Origin of the sequence: Marinirhabdus gelatinilytica, assembly GCF_003353425.1 — a bacterium.
Lineage (GTDB): Bacteria > Bacteroidota > Bacteroidia > Flavobacteriales > Flavobacteriaceae > Marinirhabdus > Marinirhabdus gelatinilytica.
Genome location: NZ_QRAO01000001.1, coordinates 420,343 through 438,908, shown reverse-complemented (window position 1 = coordinate 438,908; position 18,566 = coordinate 420,343). Strand labels below are relative to the sequence as shown.

Genomic DNA, 18,566 nt, shown 5'->3' with positions numbered 1-18,566 from the left:
GCGGCAAAAGTACGATTTGTTGTGCTTTTATGCGGCTTCTATGGTTTCATTTTGTGGTTTGTCCTGTTTAATCAATAACAGGATAAGTACAAATCCTACGTAATACGCCCCTATTTGCCTGTGGAATAAGTTTTCTACCAGTAAGAACAATACTATCGTGAGCAACAGGGCGGTTGGGAAAAACTCCCTTTTGTTCCTTAAAAACACCAATAGTATAAAACCTACAAATAAGAGTGTTCCCACTATTCCTGTTGCCAAGCGAATGTCCAAAAATTGGTTGTGGGTATTGTACTTTTTGGATACCAGCCACGCTCTTTTTTCTTCATCTTCAATACTGTCCTGGTAGCAGTTTATAAGTTCTTCATTTGTGCTTGCAAAGCCCAGCCCTTTCCATAGTTCATTATTTACTTCAGAAACTGTTAGTGCGCAATTCCAGATAATGGTACGTGGTTCCATTTCCAGGGTGTTTGCCACAAGGCCCTTACTTTCAGTATTTGTTGGGGTGTAAAAGATTTTTTTTCTGAAATCGTTATTCAGTATAAACACGAGGACCAGTCCCAAAAATAAAGTTGCCACTACAAATACCAACTGGGTGCCCTTGCTACGTTTGTAGAAAAACCCTAAAATAAAGAGCACGATAAGTGCTATGATGGCAATGCGGGATACAATAAGTAATATGAAAAGTACATTCAAGATTATGGCCACTACGTAGTACCCATTATTGGGATGGTATGTTTTTTTAAGAAGACTATAGGAAGCTACGATACTGAAAACACATAAAAGCCCCAGATATAGCCTATCCACAAGCATGGCTTCAATGATATTTCCAGAGTCCATAAACTGAAAGTCTGCCCCTTTATACACACTCACAATAATACTAGTGACCGAAAACACGATAGCGGCTACCGAAGAAAAAATAATAGCCTTTTTAATTTTTTTGAAGCCTTGGATGGGGATGTACAGTACAACCAAGCCAATGGCGAGATTTATTTTTTCCAGTACAGGACTATCTATTCGCAGCCTTCCCAAGGCCAGTGCCTGTACCAATACAAAAATCACAAAACCTATAAAGATAAGTGTTGGGAGCTTTTTTAGTTTTTTAAAATCGTTTTTTTGGACCACAAAAGGAAATGCTATTGCCAGCGTTATGAGCAAAATATTGGGCAGGGCGCGCACGTAATTATCGAAAGGTATGGTGAAGTACAGCAACAGGAATATATAGGGATATATGGACTGAAGGAGTATTCTCATTATAGTGGATTACGGCTTTGCTGTTTTGGGAGTGGAAAGATAGTGAAAACGATTTACGATTGCCGATTGTTGATTGAAGATTTTTGAATAGTTCTGTGGCCCTGCTCAAAGTAGGTTTTATCTTCGGCACCCTTTTAAAGGACATTTTTTTGTTGCTTATTTCTTTAACTTTTCTTTTAAGACCAGCCAGATGAATTTGCTGTTGCCCACGAGATAACGTTTCCACATACGTTTGGGTTCTTGCAGGAAGCGGTAAAACCATTCCAGGCCAGCATCTTGCATCCAGACGGGGGCACGTTTCGTGAGTCCTGAAACTACGTCGAAACTACCACCCACGCCCATGACAAAGGGAACGTCTTTAAGCAACTCCCGATGGTTGTACAAGAAGTTTTCTTTTATAGGTGAAGTGATTGCCACAAAGAGCATTTGTGCGCCACTTTGTGCTATTTGCTGTGCTATCTCGGCCTCTTGTTCCCTTGTAAAATAGCCGTTGCGGTAACCAGCGATAATGTTTGGGTTGTATTTTTCTTGGTATTCTTGTGCCACCTTGGTGACCACCTCTTCCTTAGCGCCCAATAAAAAAATGGAATGGCCCTGCTCATGTGCCATGTGAACCAAGTTCTCGAAGAGGTCGATACCTGCCACCCTTTCTTTAAGTGGTTTTCCCAAGATCTTGGCTGCCCAGACCACGGCTTGCCCATCTGCATTGATGATGTCACTCTCGTTTACACTCTTGCGAAGGGCTTCGTCCTTTTGCATGGCGACGATCTTACCAGCGTTTACCACGACGTGGTGTAGTTGGTTTTTTTCTGAAATTGCCTGGGACACCAATGCCAATGTCTCTTTCATAGAAAGATTATGGATGGTAGAGTTGAGGATGCGTATTTTGGGGTAGTTTTGCAAGCCCGAATAATTTTGGACAAAGGTAGCTTAGTTGTTTGAAAATATCCCTAAAATTTCCAAATTATCAGACAGCAAGGTGGTTACACCATTAGTTGGATTATAAATATTTAATCTTGATCGTGGTTCATTCGCACAACATTTTTCTAATATAAAGTATCGACCAGTAGATGAAGAATATTCCCAAGATTGGATGGTATATCCTGTAGCATAAATAATGTCTAAAACATCCCCATTGATTTTATCAATTTCAACAAGCTGACTATCTAAATAAGAGTTACCTATAAGTTTGCCTTCGGATGTAATATTTAGGTTTTTTATGTAATGGTCTTTTGTGTACTCCACATACTGAAACGTATCCAAGCTTGTTCTACCGTATTTATTATTACCAAACCAAAAGCCTACTATCTCGTTTGTCTCAGGTAAAAAAACCTGTAATGGCATTTTTGGATCCCCTTGCGCTATAAGGTCTATCGTTTGTTCCACTAATCCGGTATCTAGATTGTATTTTACAAAGGTCCTTGACATATCAATAGGATCATTATTTCTAGAAATCCAAAAGAAAGCATCCTCAAACGTAGAGATAATGGATCTGCTAAACGAAACAGCGTCACTGAAAATTGGGAACGTTTCTATCTTTTCATTATTAGATAAGTCATAGAGATACCCTTCGCCGAAGCAACCACCAGTTTGACCACAATCTACAGAATTGGCAAAGTATAATAGATTTTTGGATTTTGATACTTCTATATTAGATACGAAAGGACCAATCTGGGTCATATTGAATAATGGGTCCCCTACCATGTCGTTTCCTATATCATAGGGTCTAAAAGAAATAAGGCTAAAAGGCTCGTCTGGGCTATCTTCATAGGCAATATAGAAATCATCCGTTTCTTCAGTTATCGAAATGGTTCCTGCTATGTTCTCGTTACCATTCATTGTGATGGTTAGATCCCCAGAACTACTGTTACGTGGAACCCTAGCTACAATAGCATTGCCATTAATACTAACTTTGTCGGATTTAACACCAGAAAAATGAACTTCAATGGTTGCGGTAGGGTCTAGTCCTTCTGTTTGTATTGTTACTTCTTCCGCTGTATATGTTTCTTTTGGATTGTAATCTATAACAGAGAAATTGGATGAATTTTGTACTTGTTCGTTCATATCGTCAGAACTAGAACAACCAACGAATAATAGTGTTGTAATTAACAAAGCAATTAGTCTCAAGTTTTATTTTTTTCATTTTCAAAATACCCCTTCACCACCACCAAATAAAACGCCAGTATAGTTTCATAAAAAAAGTTAGCGCTAAAGGCCATCAACACAAATGTGCCTATAATAAAAGTTACTGTAACAAGGTTTTTCTTAAAGGTACAAAATAACTTCCCAAAAATAAAAAGATACGCCATGGTGCCAACGATCCCGAAGAAATAGAACAGATCGAGCATTCCAAACTGGCTACGATAATGCATATTGTACCCACCTCCAAAAAGGTAGTTACGCCACGTCCATTTTTCTCTTATCAATGGCAGCATCTCTTCAAATAAGTGCTGGTCGCGCAACGAAACTACGGCAGAAAACAAACCGCGTTCATTATACACTTGCCGTAACGACGGTGACTGCAACATGACCCACTCCAGGGCATCTTTGAAAAAATAAGCCCCCACTATTCCGGCCAGGGCTATAGCTAACAACCACCATTTGTTTTTATGTTTTCTGAAAAGAAGCAGAAGCAATACCCCCAGAAAAAAATAGGCAATGAACATGGCTTTCGTGCCAATGAGTAGTGAAGCCAGCAACACAATAATCAATTGCCAATATTTCTTTCGTCGCTTTACAAAGCATGCTGTAAAAAAATAGAAAAGTGCTATCCAATAAATATATGTTGATGCCCCAGACCTTAGTATCATACCATTTAACCCAAACCGCTTGCCGTGCCCATAATAAGTGCTGAAATAATCAAGATCGAAAACAAAACCGATAACTATGAAAATTGAGTTCAGCACCATGAATATCTCAAAGATCTGAAACAGCAGAGGATAGTATTGCTTCACGCCCGAAATTGTGGAAACGTATGTCAACACCAATAATACGAACAAGTATTTGTCCAGAAACCAAGTATTCTTAATAAATTGTCCCAAGGGCACCCATCCAACTTGTCCCAACATAAAGATAATGACCAGAAGGACAATTGGTATTAATTTCTTATAATTCGACCTAGCAATCTGAACTACAAAAAACAGTTGTAACAGTGTCTTTAACCCTGCGGAAATTTTAAACTCGTGCCAATGTTCCTTAATACATATTTTATAGATAAACTCGCTGAGCACCAACAACAAGAAGATGAGTGCCAGAGGGTTGGCACCAATCTTTTTCAAACTGTGAGTAAACCTAGCGATCATAATAAATAAAGAAGCTATAAAATAAACTGAAAAAAACAACACCAGCCTGGCGGGAAAGGTAGGACTCCACCATCATGGCAATTATAAAATAGGCCAAGAATATAGTCGCTGTCTTATATTGTGCAACAATTGGCACAAACAATACTACTAAAAATAATATAGGCACTACTATACCATAGGCCAGCAAAAATTCAATATACTGGTTGTGTGCATTGTACCGCCTGTGTTTTATATCTGATGATACCCCTAGATTATTGGAGAGTTCTGCTCGTATATTGCTGCGACCAATACCCGCAACAGGGTGTTCTTTAAAAATTGAGATTCCTGCTTGCCAGAGTTGTGGACGTGCATCGGCTTTATTGAAGTCGTTTACCAAAAAGGTCTTTGCAAGTTTATTTTGAACCCTGTCGGAAGAAAACACCACAACACCCCCAATCACTACCAAAATAAAAACACCCATTGCATATACTTTCTGAAATCTTCTTGGTAGTTGTAAAACCGTCAGGAACAAGATCATAACAAGCCCAATTAATAGAGGGAGTCTTGCCTGGGTGCCGTAAATAAACACGAATGCTGCAAAAGATACCAGCAAGTACCAAAATGTGAGTCTTTGATTAAACAACTGAAAGAACAAGGCTATTAGCACCAATCCAGCCAAATAACTTGTATGCCAATATTGGTCTACTGTTTCAAACATAAATGACGTGAGCATATAGGAGCTGTCCAATTCCATATAGCGTGCTACACATGCTATTGATAAAAGCACTACAAAGACTGAAACCGAGACCTGGAATACCCAAAAGGCTTTGCGCAAATCTTCACGTTTTATACCCAAGAACAAAAAAGGCACCAATAAAAAATAAATGTAATCGCCAAAATCGTTTCCTAAGTCGGTTGGATGGAACAGCACATCTATTGTACAAACTGCTAAAAAAAGGATGATAAGCGGGATAAATAGTTTTATTTTCTTAAAGTTAAAAGCTTCTTTCCTCGTTATAAAACGAGCAATGGTCAAGGCCAGTGAAACCGCTAAAAATATGTGCGAACTTTGCAACCAAAAAGGAAACAGGAAGAACCAAAGATAAAATATCCAAATCCTTATCCTATATAGTAAAAAGCCCGGAACCCTTAACAGTTCCGCCTTGTTTTTTAGTTGAGGGAACTTCCAAAAAAGCAGAAAAAACATAATAGGAAACAGTAGTAGGTTTACCCACCAATTAAATGGTAAGAACTGTTTTTGCTTGCTTCTGTCTTCAAGCTGGGATTGGTCTACCATAAGCCAGCCATTCCCGGCTTTATTAGAACTAAGCACTATAGTTTCACCCTCAATTGCTGAAGTAACATTGGCACTGGTATAGTCTATAAATTTATGGAGGTTCTCTAAAGGTATGGTTTTACCGTTTACACTAAAACTTGCGTTTTTAATCCTTAAAAGACCCTGCTCGCTATTGGACCAATATATTCCCAAAAATTTAATTCCGTTTGTCGCTGAAATGGTTTGAGAGATAGTTTCAGAAGTATTGCTTTTTAAAAGCGTTTCCGGTAATCTATTAATAGAATCAGAAAATTTATCTTGTTGTGTAAGCCATACAAACGTGTCAAAATTTGAGATAGCATCAAATTGAACCGTTACAGGATCGTATTTTTTTTGATGGAGGAAAAAAGCATGGAGTACGTTCAGCAATAGCAATATTCCTATCGATAAAAGTATAGCACGAAACCATTTTTGTTGAAGCATACGTTTGGTTATGTTCTTTCCCTGATAAACTTAGCGGGAACACCTCCTACAATCGAGAATGGGGCTACATCTTTGGTCACCACAGAGTTTGCTCCCACGATAGCCCCTTCGCCAATGGTGATTCCCGGCAACACCACCACGTTTCTCCCCAACCAGGCGTTATTTGCTATCGTAACTTTTTTTGTTTTTGAATCACCTTGTAACACCATAGGCACCTCCACTTGCGAATGCTGGTGTGCCTTGGTATAAATAGCCGTATAAGGGGCAATCATCACGTGGTTACCAATATCTATTTCCCCTTGCAGAAAAACATGTTCATTGATTCGCACGTAACTACCTATTTTTATTTTTTTGCCGTTGGAAATATAGATTCCGTTTTCAAATTTGGAATTTTTATCATTTGGCATGATCTTCAGGACGGAAGCAACATACCATCTACGTAAACCATTGAACCCGCTCCACAGTCTTGAATGAGGCAATTTGGATATAATTAAGTAGTAAAATATTAACTTCAATTTACGCATACCATCTTTTGAATTTGAATAAAGATACGTTTGAAATCATTAATGCCGTTAACGCCATGATAACAAACCCAAAGTTATTGGTAAACATAGGGGCAAACATTCCCAAAACCAACAAAAATAATATCAGAAAGTTCTTGGTAAATCTTCCGTAACTATCTTTTGTGATTGTTTTTGCTTCAAAAATTTTGTAGGTAAAGAGGAATAGAATAAAAATCCCAATTCCTATTTCAGTAAACAATGTAAACAGAAAAGCATCGTAAATAGGGCCTTGAGATCCAGGTTTCCAACCTAATAGGTCTGGCCCAATATTATACTGTTCATATATATGCTGGGTCCAAAGAGATACTCTAGAGCCCCAAGTTCCCGGACCTGATCCCCAGGGGAAATGGTCAGCATAAATCTCGGCTGATTTGTCAACAATCTTGTAACGCACATAATCCTTGTCTAAAGCAACCGTATTGGCCGAAGTAAAGAATGCAAGATAATATACAATAAGTCCCGTGAACAACGTGGTAAAAAATATAAGCCGTTTTAGCCATTTGTTCAACTGGTTTCTAGAAGGGTAAGGGAAGAACACCAAGAAAATAAATATAAAAAACACCTCTTTTCTTGAAAAACTGAGTACTCCCAAAATAATGGCCAGCACCAAGTTGAAAATATGTTTTTTCTTAATGGTTTGTTTCAGGGCATAATGGCAGTAATGCCATAAAGCGACGAATATTGTGATAAATATTGCCAAACTAGGACCTGAACCAAAAAAAGAAATCAAGTAAAAATAGTTGATGCCCCGTTTTACACTATGCACACCCATCCAGTTCCTGAAGGTGGTGTGGTCCTTGGCCTCAAAAATTGCAATAATAGCAATTACGTACACAAAGACCGCCATGATTTTTTTAAAAGATAGTATGGTCCTATTTTTTTCTTCTCGTGAAAGTGTTAAGAAATAAAAGAAATAAAAGAAAAACTGGCTATAGATAACCACCTGGAAGAACCCCAAAGGGTACACCCCCCTGTACAGTACCAACAAACAACAATACCCAATAAAAGCAAACATTAACAGGGCGAGGCTGTTCAGTTTTTTCCGGTGGATGAGCACTACCATAAAGGCCAAGAACACCCCAATACTCAACAATTCATTAAAGATATTGATGCTCCACCCGGCCTTGCGAGCCAATTTATCAATAAAAGGCTGAAGAATTAAGAGTATAAAGAGGAGGTTTCTTAAAAACATAGCGATGCGCTTTCAACATTTTTAAAATATCCACTCACAAAATAAGGGGTTGTAAAATTCCCTTTTTTGTCTAGGTGTTTTTCTGTTATTGGTTCCCCGTTGTTGATAAGGGCAATAGTGCTTGTGGACAAGTCAAAATATTTCTTTGGTAAATCATCAACATTATACAGCAAGGGCTTTGCCTTCAAAAATATTCCTTCAATCACAGTGGTTGAGAAGATTGTAATATTATAATCACTCGCTTTCAACACATCGTAGGTGGAGATCTCTGACAAAGTAATAACATTTGCTGTTGAAGTATAGAGGGAAAGAGTAAAGTTTGGTTGCTTGGGCTTAACAATAAAGAGCCAATCCTTATTGGATTTTGCTTGGCCTTCTACCCAAGAGAGTATTTCTTTATCTTTTATTGCCTGAAGTGTTACACAAAACAATAGTCTATATTTTGCCTTAAGCTCTTTCAGTTTATCAGGGAGTGCTCTTTCTTGTACCAAATCTAGCTGTAAACTGCCTGTTGGAATTATATTTTCAGAAGAAAAAACAAGTGTTCTCTTATTTATAATCTTTTCAGAAGCACCAAAGCTTAATAAAACATCTGGATAGAAATCTGGAAATTTTTTAAGGGCATGGTAAAAGGGATGGGTATCGCCAATAAAACCATGCTGAGGTTCAAATACGGGAATAGCCAATTGTTTTGCAGCTCTCACCACTCCTATTTTGGTAAAACTACTCAACACAAAAATAGCTTTGGGCTCCATTATTTTAAAGAGTCTGGAAAAAACAGAAATCTCGGCCAGTTTTGATTTTAGTTCTTTTGAATAGTCAAAGGAAATTCCTTGTTGTGTTAAAATTTCCTTGAGAAGATGTTCGTTTTTGATTGAGATTGTTTTGAATTTACTCACAATCCCCACCACCAGTTTAAAAGGAAGGTCTGATGTTACATTTTCGGAATGCACTCTGTCTTTAGGCAAGTGTGCTTGTTTGGCCCACTCTATAAAAAAACTTTTCCTTTGGCCTACCTTATCTGCCCAAGCATCTTGAAAGATATCAAAATATGTATTGTTTATAAGAACGCGCTTATCTGTATTGTTAAAAAATATAAATTGAAACTTTTTAAGTTGAAAGACATGGGGAAATCCATAAAAAAAATTCTTGAGCAACTGTTTTTTGTTCCGTGTTCGAAGCTTGTTGCTATACTGAACCTTCTTTTGCTGTATTTTGAAATAAATCGCCTGCCTTAATAACGGCCAAACAGGAGTACCGTCACTTAAAATAATGCTCTCAACCGCATATTCACTTTCAATTTCTTGCAGGACATTCTTAAGGACCATTGTTCGGTTTTAGATAACTTTTTATGGTTTGTAGGTTTTTAAATGCAAAATACCCCCCAAAAATAGCTAGAATTAACAACTTTATACCTGTCACCAGCAATAGATTGTATCCAATAATATAGGGTTGGATTATATAAGGCAGGGAAGAAAGGGCTCCCCCTGTGGCAATAACCAGTAAAATAACCTTGAGATTATAAGGGATGTAAAATATACTCTGGCTAAAGTAATAGGTAAGCGCAGTAAAGAAAATCTTTGTGCATAAGCTTGCGATAGCAGCGCCCATAAAGCCGTATTCCTGGATCAAAAAATAATTGAGGGCAATGTTTACCGCTGCGCCGCTTAGGGTCAAAAAAGGAAGGTATTTGGTTTTCTCCAAAAAAAACACACTGCTGAAGGTAAAATAAAAGCCATTTATCACAAATGCCATAGCGATGAGCGGGGTAACTGTCCACGATTCATGATAGGCAGGTTTACTTATGAGTTGCAATAATTCTGGAGCGATCCAACTTACACACACAGCTACCACCGTATAGAGGATAACTATTTTCTCGGTTACAGAAACAATATTCTTTTTGCTGTTGGCATTGTTCTTTACTTGGTCAAAAAACCAAGGGGCATAAGCAGAGTTTACCCCAAGGGAAATCATGTTTACTACCTTTCCTATTTGCGAACCTACATCGAACAGAGCAACAACGCTCAGTGAGTTTATGGCATTTAACATAACACGGTCTACCATGTTCATAGCCCAACCCGATAGGTTGTGGGGCAATAGTGGCAATGAGTATTTGAGTACTTTCTTTAAAATTGCGGGAACAAAGCAAAGTGTGATTTCTTCCCATAGCCCTACTACACTTATACAAAAAACGAGCAGGCTTGCCACGGCATTGGCTAATAGGGCACCCTCTGCCCGAAAATTAAACCCTAGAATGAGCACTAAGGTAAGACCAATCATTACGGCGAAATACACAAAATCCAAAAACGAGGCCCTTTTGGCTTTTTGTTTGGCTTTTAAGATAGATTGGTAGTAAAAATAGAGCGGTTGTAAAAAAATACTGGCCAGTGCCAAGAGCACGTAGGGATAGAAAGGGATGTTTTCAAACAGGGTATTTAAAACCCAGTGTTTGGTAAGCAGCAACAGCACGATTCCCCCGAGGGAACACAGTATAACAAAAACAACGCTCGTACCGTACAACTTCTTGAGATATGGCAGGTTTTCATCTTTATACTCGTAATAATAATAGGCAGTAGACCCCCTAAAAGAAAGCCCAAACAACAATACCAAAAAAGAGATTACCGCAGTAGCTGTACTTATGATACCCAACTGTTCGGTAGCTAAGACCGTGGTATATACCGGAAGCAAAAAAAAGCCCAGACCACGTTGTAACAAGCTAAAAATGCTATAAATAGCGGCGTTTCTAGCGAGTTTGCCTTGCTTTTTTTCCATAGTTTTTTACAAGAGGTCTTATTGTCTCAAGTTTTTTTCTTTATAATAGAGCTGAAGCATTGTTTCGATACTGCTGTATTTAAAAACCAAATGCTCCACGAATTCCCGGAAAGCACCATCACCACCTTTAGTTTGTAGTACTAAATCTACTTTGTCTTTTACGTACTGTGGGGCATTGCTGGGCACTGCACTAAACCCTACTTGTTGAAGTAATTCTAAATCATTAATGTCGTCGCCAATAAAACCTACTTCAGCTAAGGTAATCTTATATTGCCTACAAACTTCTTTGGCAAGTTTTAACTTGTTTTTTACACCTAAATGCACTTCAGAAATTTTTAATTTTTCTGCTCTTCGTTGTACAATTTGTGTGTTTTCCCCCGTCATAATAACCAAGGGTACTTCAAGATATTTTAAAAACAGCACTCCAACACTGTCGCTTGTGTTAAAGCGTTTAAATTCTTGGTTGATATCATCGTAATACATACTGCCGTCTGTCCAGACGCCATCAATATCGGTTATCACAAGTTTGGGTAATGCCATTAGTGCAGTTTGCTTTTGTAAATAATCTCATCCTTGGGCATGGCATTTTTTAATTTCTTTCCTAACACCTCAGCTTTATCCATCCATTTTATACCATCTCCAGGGCTTAATAGATGGATATCATCTAAGGTAATGATATGACCTTCTGGCAAGGCTCGTAATGTGGCTATAGACCGCTCTAGTTTTTCGCGCGCTGCTTTAACAGAGTCTTCAATTTTAATTTCTTTGGTACCAAAGGAAAGCTCTAGGTTTCTTATGTCGCGCATCATACGGTAGATACCATCAATCTCTAACGATCCTGCTTGGTCCGTTCCTTTCATCTGACGGTCCAGGGTGATGTGTTTTTCCAGAATTTTTGCGCCCATGGCCACTGCCGCAACAGGTGTGGCTATACCTACCGTATGGTCTGAATACCCAATGGTGTATTGCGGGTATTTTTCTTGTAAGTAAGGAATGGTATTCAGGTTTACGTTCTCGTACTCTGTGGGATACTGCGAGACACAGTGTAATATAGATATCTCTTCGTGATGTCTCGTGAGTGTCTCTAATGCCTCGTTCAGTTCCCGTTCTCCTGCCATACCCGTAGAAACAATGATGGGGATCTTGGTTTGGGCCAAGGCATCCAATAGTGGGAGGTTGGTTAGGTCCCTGGATGCCACTTTAAGTCTGTCTGGTGTAAAATGGTTCAGAATGCTCAAGCAACCTACGGCGCAGAGCGTTTCTACAAAGTCCAGCCCTTTTTCCTTAGCGTATTGGTAACAATCGTAATGTTGTACATCATCCAGTTCCAGGTATTCCCGATGGGCTCCATATGTTTTTCCAAAACTGTTGGGTGTATCGTATGGCCTAGCCATTTGTGAGGCCGATAGTTCCTGTGCTAAATCGCGTTTGGTAAGCTTTACAGCGTCCATACGCTTTAGCTCCTTACCGAACAGTTTGTCATACACGGGCCTTGCCACTACATCAATGATTGCTTTGGCAATATCTACCGAGCCGTTATGGTTTTGTCCTATTTCTCCTATTACGTAGGTCATATTTTATCGTTCTATAAGTGTAATGTGCTTTTCTCTTTTGACATCTAAAAAAATAGATGCCTTCTCTTTATTTTGGTTGCTGGTGTCCCTTGTATTATTTTCTAAAAAAATGGTGGCTTTTTTTGTGCGAAATTTTCTTCGGCTTGTTGTCACTACAATATCATTTTGGGGGGTGGAACAACTACCGTCATAACTAATTTCATTGTTGATTAATTTCACAGTACCATCGTTATTGGGTTGAACTACAATTGGCGTTACACCAAGATAACACCCTTCAATTTTATTGTTTTCTATTACAACATCCATTGGTCCTTGTCTAGATTTGAATATCCTCCAAGGCGATTTTGCAATATGTATAGCACTAGCGATAAAAGCTTCTTCATTTGCATCGGTAAATTCTTGGGGTACTGGTGTTATTTGATTTACACGGAAGATGTTATTTTTTATAACTGCTTCAGAAAATGGCACTATAATCCCAAAATATCGAAAATTGTTGAACGTATTGTTGTCTATAGTAACTTTTTGGTTATAATTTTTTCTTTTGTCTTTGCCAGGAAGCCAAGAACGTATGCCCATATCCACATTATTAAAAGTATTGTTCACTATTTTCACTGGACCCATGTTGCGCTCAATAAAACTGTTTCCTAACATAAAACTTTCTGTGAATTCATTACCAATAAAATAGATTCCCGTTTTGTATGTGTCTACATATTTTAGGACTATATGATCATTTTTAAGATTTAGGTCAGGGAGGTCAACCAGATCAAATGTATTGTTTTCAATTACAATGTTTCCTAAAGACATCTTATTTCTTATAAAATCTTTATTGTCATATCCGTGGACAATAAACACACCTGTCCTGCAATTGATCCCTGTTGAATTTTTAATAGTAACATTTTCAGTTACATCACCATCAAAGATACTCCCTACATAAAATGCTCTATTTGCCCCAGCAAGATCTACGTGAACATTTTCTACTTTTACGTTAATAGAGTTCACTACAGTAAGGCCATTCATTGTTGGGTCTTCTCTAGAAGATTCAGGGTGCCACTCAATTGCCAAGTTTTTAACTACTATGTTCCTTATGGGATATTGTTCTTTATCATATAAAAAATTGCCTGCAAGTACTGCTCCTTCCGGAAAGACCTTACTATAGTATTTTTCTAATGTTGGACCTTGTATCGTGAAAATTCCGCCCCGCCTTGTAGAAGTGCCAAAATTTGTTCTATCGTGACGCAGTATTGTCTTTTTGCCCTTGCCGAGTACGGTAATATTGTTTGAGTCTATAACAATGTCCCTAATATAATAAGCACCTTCAGAAAATTGCAATGTTCCGCCTCCAGATGCGGCAATATCCAGCATCATTTCTTTCATAAATAGGTGGTGTCTTATGTTTGATCCTGTATCTCCATTTTGACCAGGAATAATATCGGGAAATATACCCCACCATTCTGGATAGAATATGTTTGTCTGAGACATTTTAATATTCGATACCGACTCAAACCTGTAAGAGGTTACTGCCTGGGCCCCCACATCAAAAATATGCTGTATTCCTGCTTTTATCGGGCCGTTTACAATGAGACGTGTCGCCTCATTGGCAATACGGAATTTGCCTTCTCTTGTAAATTGAAGGGTAATGTTTTTTGGGACTATAACACTGTCCCTTACAAGAACTGTTTGTGATATATATATAGTTTTAGGTGTATTCCCAACAACCTTCATTATATTTTCAGTAGTAAAGTCCATATTGGTATCCCAGATATGTTCTTGGGATAAAAGGCTGGTTATGCTCACTACACACAATAAAACGGTTAGGAAATACTTCATTTTAAAGCGTAATTTTTTTTCTGATTATGTAGTCTTGTTCCTCTAGCCTTTCCAAAAACTCTGAAAATGGCACATCTTCTCCCTCGGGAAGTTTAATGAGCTTGGTTTTGTCTTCTCTTTTAAAGGAATCTATGACACCCGTTATGTCCTTCAACGTACAGGTTTTTAATTGGGTTGCGTCCAATGCAGTTGCAAGTTTCAGGGCTCTATCATAATCTTCTTGGTAATCTACCGAAAGGTTGATGTATTTAAGGTCTTCAACTTCAGAAACAATATCGATACATCCTTTCTGGGCTTCTTTGTCGTTCAAAATAAAGAGCGTGAGGTATTCTGAATGCATAGGATTGTCCATATGTAGATAGAGGTTCCAAAGGTATTTGGTGCTGAACAGTTCAGCAGAGACACCAAAGGGAACATTGTTGGCCCGTACATAATCCAGATCGTTCTCAACCATAAGCATTATCATTTCGTCCACCAACTCCGGATCTGTAAACGGGTTGTCGCCCGTTACTCTAAAAACAGCGCCCCACTGTTCCTGCAAAGAAAGCTCCAACATTCTGTCTAGTACCGAAACGGCGTGGCCACGGTACACCTTGTGCCCGTTCTGTTGTCCCACCTCTGCCAAGGACGTATCTTCGGCAAGGGTCGATGTTGAGAGAAACACGTCTTTGACCTTCTTTGCTGTTTGCAGGCGTTTGTATAGAAAGTCTATAATATTGGTCCCGCCAAATGGTTTAAGCACCTTTAACGGCAATCTTTTAGACTTTAAGCGGGCTATGAGCGCAATGCCAACATCTGCCCTTTTAAAATTGTTGAATTGGTGTGTGATATAATCTACCCCAGCATCTGCTCTTTTGAAATCACCACCACCCAGTACTTTTTTATACATTACATCCCGGTAGGGAAGTTCTGTTTTTGTAGGGTGTTTTTTGTAATCGCCCAACGCTTGTTGATAATGCTTTAGTTGTTGTACCATTACAGCAAATTCGTGGGGATATAACGATACTTGATAATCGAACTTACGGTTGTTTCGGGTTAGGGTGATGTGCTTTTCCAGATATTCACAGCCTTTTGCCAGCGCCATTAAAGGTATATTTGCCGTGTCCAGGGAATGGTCTGCTAATCCTGTACTGTATTGTGGGTATTCATTCTTGAAATAATCCAGCGCATTCAGGTTCAGGTCTTCCACCTCGGTAGGATAATTACTGAAACCGTGCATAAGGCACTCCACCTGATCGCCAATGATGTCCAATGCAAATTTTATCTCCAAATTTGTAGCGCATTGGGTTTCCAGTATGAACGTTACATCCTTGTAAGTTGCCATCTTGTCCAACATCGTTTTGTTGGTAATGTCTGTAGCATGAAGTTTTAAAAACCGATAGCCTTCCCCATAACAAAAATCGAATGAGGGAATGTCCAGCACACAGGGGATCACGGGTAGGTCTAATTTTTTACAATATGCAAACACTTGGCTCCATTCCTTAAAAGACAGCGTGTTGTTTTCATAAATCTCGTACTTGCTATAATCTTCAACACAAAACGCGGCGACATCCATTACCTGTACGGTAAAATAATCGGCTCCCGCCTCTTTGGCTGCTCTGGCAAGCTCTAATGTATATTCTAGGTCGCCATTGTGGTTAAAGGCACTTTCAGCTATTGTTTTCAATGGTATGAGGTTTAATTTTAGTCTTCAAATGTACACATTTTAGAAAGGTTGTGCTTTAGGAATATGATTACTTAAAATGGTTTAAATAGAACGCTGTTGCTAAGGACTTCATTGCCATATCCCCTTTGGAATCTCCAAAATAATTGATTTCAGAAAAATTATTAAGATCTATTTCTGCCAGCACTCTTTTGGGTTTTTCTTCATAATTACAATTGGGGGTTTTAAAATTTCCGCTGAAAATATCATTCTTAAAGTCGGCTTGAGTACAGATAAGGCCTACTCCTAAATTCTTTGCAATAGCTTCCATCCATATATCTACTGATGCTGAAACGATGTAAATTTTCCCTTTACCTTTATTGTTTTCAATAGAGACGAGCGCTTTTTCCCTAAAAAAGGGGGTGTCTTTAATTTTTTTAAAAAAACGGATTGCAAGTGAGCTTAGTTCAGTCTTCGATTTTCCCATTAAGCAGGCTGATATTAACTTTCGCTTAGTTTCAGCTTTGGAAATCAACCCTAATTTTGCTAAGACAAGTAACGGAGCAAGGCTAACCACAGCCAAAATATATTTTCCTCTAGGTGTTGCAAACTTTAAAAACGCAAACAAAGAGTCTTTTGTGGTTAGGGTGCCATCAAAATCGTATAGATAGAGTGCGCTCATAAAGAAAGCTTCTTAAAGATAATTTCTGGTATGTTGCGTATCACAAACATAATGAGCCTCCAAATTCCCGAGATGTAAATGGTGTTTTTCTTCTTTTTATAGCCTGAATAAATAAGGTGTGCTGCTTTTTTTGGATTGATAGTCAACGGGCCAGGCAGATCCATTCCACGGGTCATCTTGGTATCCATAAATCCTGGTTTTACGGTCATTACGTGTATGTTTTTCTTATACAGAAAATTTCGCAACCCGCTTAAATAGGCAGTTATTCCAGCCTTTGCACTGCCATAAATAAAATTGCTCTGTCGTCCCCGTTCACCAGCTACCGAGCTTATGCAAATAATGGTGCCGTTTTCCTTCTCCAACAAATCATTGGCAACAGCATTAAGGAAATGAACCAATCCAGAATAATTAATTGCCATAATGCGTGACATGTCTTCTGTTTTTGCAATAACACCCGCTTCTGTGTCACCCAAATAACCCGCAGCGCTAAAAACCAAATTATATTCCATCGCAGAAAAATCTAACTTTATTTGCCCCATCAAATCAAACGGAATGATTTTGACCTCAGTCTTGTATTTTACTTCTAAGTGCTTCTTAAAAGTAACAAGTTGCTCAGCATTTGAAGAAAGCAAATACACAGTTACAAAAGATTGTTTTTGAAGCATAAGCTCTGTGAACTCTCTTGCTATTTCAGAATTGGCGCCTAGTATGATCATGGGGTTGCTTTGTTTATTCTTCGATTTTGAACTGAGTTGAATTTTGTGTTGTGCACTTTTACATAATCTAACAGCCTAGCATTAGAGAGACTGTCTTTTGCCCTATAAATTCTACCTTTATATTTTAGGACAATTGCATCTAATTCGGGTACTAATTTGTATAATTTTTTATTCACTTTAAAATCTAGCGCCAAGGTGTAACCTTCTATTGGGAAGGAATTGTAGGCCTTTGGATTGTTTTTTCCGAAGAGCTTTAGCACAGCCAAAAAAGACCCTTGATTACTCTTGGCTATAGTTTGTAATATATCTTGTAGCGCCTCTTTGCCCACACCCTTTGGAATCACAAATTGATATTGAATAAATCCAGACTTTCCATAAATTCTATTCCACTCCAATAGGGAGTCCAACGGATAAAAAAATGGTTCAAAATGAGTTACTTTTTTAATGGTTTTAGGAGTTTGTTTGTTGTAATACAGCCAATTAAACGCCTTCACGCTTAGCGTATTGAGCACAAAACGTGGAAAGTTAAAAGGAATTTTGATAGCCTTTGTAGGCGAAAGTTTAAACGGTTCTTTTTGTTGCTTATTAGAAAGTTGTTCGGGTCGAGCATGTTCACCACGCATCAAAATAGAGCGACCTATGTGTTTGCCTTTTTGTAAACAATCTATCCAAGCCACTGTGTAAGTCCAATCTTCAGAGGCCTCAAAGAGGGCCATGATTTCGGTAAGGTTTTTTGCTTTGATACTTTCTACATAAATATAGGAATTGGCTATTCTTTTTAATTGGAAAGTCGCTTCAACAATAATACCCGTAAGACCCATTCCTCCAATGGTCTCCCAAAAGAGCGTTGTATTTTCGGTTCTTGAACAAATAATTGTTTCGCCTGTATCAATAACCAATTTTAATTGCGTGACAAATTCTGAAAAACAGCCATCTTTATGATGATTCTTTCCATGTACGTCGGCTGCAATAGCGCCCCCAACAGTTATAAATTTTGTGCCGGGAGTTACGGGCAAGAAAAATCCTTTTGGCACCACTAAGTTCAAAATATCTGAAAACAACACACCAGCCTCACAAGTTAGAGTGCCTTCAGTTTCATCAAAGCTTAAAAAATGCTTTAGTGAAAGAGTGGAAACCACAGCATTGTTTAATGCTGCATCTCCATAACAGCGGCCATTTCCTCTTGCTAAAACACTTTCTTCAGCTTCCAAAATGCCCTGCGTTTTATGAAGGTTTTCAAAAAGATATTCTGAAGCTTTTAACTTAGGAAAGTTACCCCAATTGCTAATAGTTTTTTCAATTTTCAT

At 38.4% G+C, this 18,566-nt stretch carries 15 protein-coding genes and 1 pseudogene; all 16 read right to left on the bottom strand.

The window, feature by feature from the left end; translation table 11 throughout:
* Nucleotides 1–27: 27 nt before the first annotated feature.
* The 16 genes and pseudogenes from C8D94_RS01965 to C8D94_RS01890 all read right to left on the bottom strand — a co-directional run bounded on the left by C8D94_RS01965 (nucleotide 28) and on the right by C8D94_RS01890 (nucleotide 18,566).
* Nucleotides 28–1,251, bottom strand: coding sequence for an O-antigen ligase family protein (locus tag C8D94_RS01965; RefSeq protein ID WP_115122222.1), 1,224 nt, complete (start codon nucleotides 1,249–1,251; stop codon nucleotides 28–30).
* 156 nt (nucleotides 1,252–1,407) lie between these two features.
* Nucleotides 1,408–2,154, bottom strand: coding sequence for a WecB/TagA/CpsF family glycosyltransferase (locus tag C8D94_RS01960; RefSeq protein ID WP_245946164.1), 747 nt, complete (start codon nucleotides 2,152–2,154; stop codon nucleotides 1,408–1,410).
* Between the two features lie 27 nt (nucleotides 2,155–2,181).
* Entirely contained in the window at nucleotides 2,182–3,315 is a 1,134-nt protein-coding gene (locus C8D94_RS01955) for a hypothetical protein (protein WP_115122221.1), read from the bottom strand.
* Nucleotides 3,316–3,374: 59 nt separating this feature from the next.
* Nucleotides 3,375–4,529, bottom strand: coding sequence for a hypothetical protein (locus tag C8D94_RS01950; RefSeq protein WP_147278479.1), 1,155 nt, complete (start codon nucleotides 4,527–4,529; stop codon nucleotides 3,375–3,377).
* A 13-nt stretch (nucleotides 4,530–4,542) separates the two neighbouring features.
* The gene (locus tag C8D94_RS01945; RefSeq protein WP_115122219.1) at nucleotides 4,543–6,291 is read right to left on the bottom strand and encodes an O-antigen ligase family protein; all 1,749 of its coding nucleotides are present in this window, start codon (nucleotides 6,289–6,291) and stop codon (nucleotides 4,543–4,545) included.
* Between the two features lie 8 nt (nucleotides 6,292–6,299).
* Nucleotides 6,300–6,494, bottom strand: a pseudogene (locus tag C8D94_RS15545) (DapH/DapD/GlmU-related protein); the annotation flags it as partial.
* 313 nt (nucleotides 6,495–6,807) lie between these two features.
* Entirely contained in the window at nucleotides 6,808–8,046 is a 1,239-nt protein-coding gene (locus tag C8D94_RS01935) for a hypothetical protein (RefSeq protein ID WP_115122217.1), read from the bottom strand.
* Entirely contained in the window at nucleotides 8,037–9,374 is a 1,338-nt protein-coding gene (locus C8D94_RS01930; RefSeq protein WP_115122216.1) for a hypothetical protein, read from the bottom strand. The genes C8D94_RS01935 and C8D94_RS01930 overlap by 10 nt, the downstream gene beginning before the upstream one ends.
* Nucleotides 9,364–10,818 carry a lipopolysaccharide biosynthesis protein gene (locus C8D94_RS01925; protein ID WP_115122215.1) on the bottom strand — a complete coding sequence of 485 codons (1,455 nt, stop codon included), beginning with the start codon at nucleotides 10,816–10,818 and terminating at the stop codon, nucleotides 9,364–9,366. Before C8D94_RS01925 ends, C8D94_RS01930 begins: the two co-directional genes overlap by 11 nt.
* A gap of 18 nt (nucleotides 10,819–10,836) precedes the next feature.
* A complete protein-coding gene (locus C8D94_RS01920; RefSeq protein WP_115122214.1) occupies nucleotides 10,837–11,358 on the bottom strand; it encodes a KdsC family phosphatase in 522 nt (173 codons plus the stop codon).
* Nucleotides 11,358–12,392 carry an N-acetylneuraminate synthase family protein gene (locus tag C8D94_RS01915; RefSeq protein WP_115122213.1) on the bottom strand — a complete coding sequence of 345 codons (1,035 nt, stop codon included), beginning with the start codon at nucleotides 12,390–12,392 and terminating at the stop codon, nucleotides 11,358–11,360. Before C8D94_RS01915 ends, C8D94_RS01920 begins: the two co-directional genes overlap by 1 nt.
* Before the next feature lie 3 nt (nucleotides 12,393–12,395).
* The gene (locus tag C8D94_RS01910; protein ID WP_115122212.1) at nucleotides 12,396–14,219 is read right to left on the bottom strand and encodes a right-handed parallel beta-helix repeat-containing protein; all 1,824 of its coding nucleotides are present in this window, start codon (nucleotides 14,217–14,219) and stop codon (nucleotides 12,396–12,398) included.
* Between the two features lies 1 nt (nucleotide 14,220).
* The gene (locus C8D94_RS01905; RefSeq protein ID WP_115122211.1) at nucleotides 14,221–15,885 is read right to left on the bottom strand and encodes an N-acetylneuraminate synthase family protein; all 1,665 of its coding nucleotides are present in this window, start codon (nucleotides 15,883–15,885) and stop codon (nucleotides 14,221–14,223) included.
* A 67-nt stretch (nucleotides 15,886–15,952) separates the two neighbouring features.
* Complete coding sequence (locus C8D94_RS01900; RefSeq protein ID WP_115122210.1) at nucleotides 15,953–16,543, bottom strand: HAD-IB family phosphatase; 591 nt, start codon at nucleotides 16,541–16,543, stop codon at nucleotides 15,953–15,955.
* Nucleotides 16,540–17,259: an SDR family NAD(P)-dependent oxidoreductase gene (locus C8D94_RS01895; RefSeq protein ID WP_115122209.1), complete on the bottom strand. Its 720-nt coding sequence runs from the start codon at nucleotides 17,257–17,259 to the stop codon at nucleotides 16,540–16,542. Before C8D94_RS01895 ends, C8D94_RS01900 begins: the two co-directional genes overlap by 4 nt.
* A complete protein-coding gene (locus C8D94_RS01890; RefSeq protein WP_115122208.1) occupies nucleotides 17,256–18,566 on the bottom strand; it encodes an FAD-binding oxidoreductase in 1,311 nt (436 codons plus the stop codon). Before C8D94_RS01890 ends, C8D94_RS01895 begins: the two co-directional genes overlap by 4 nt.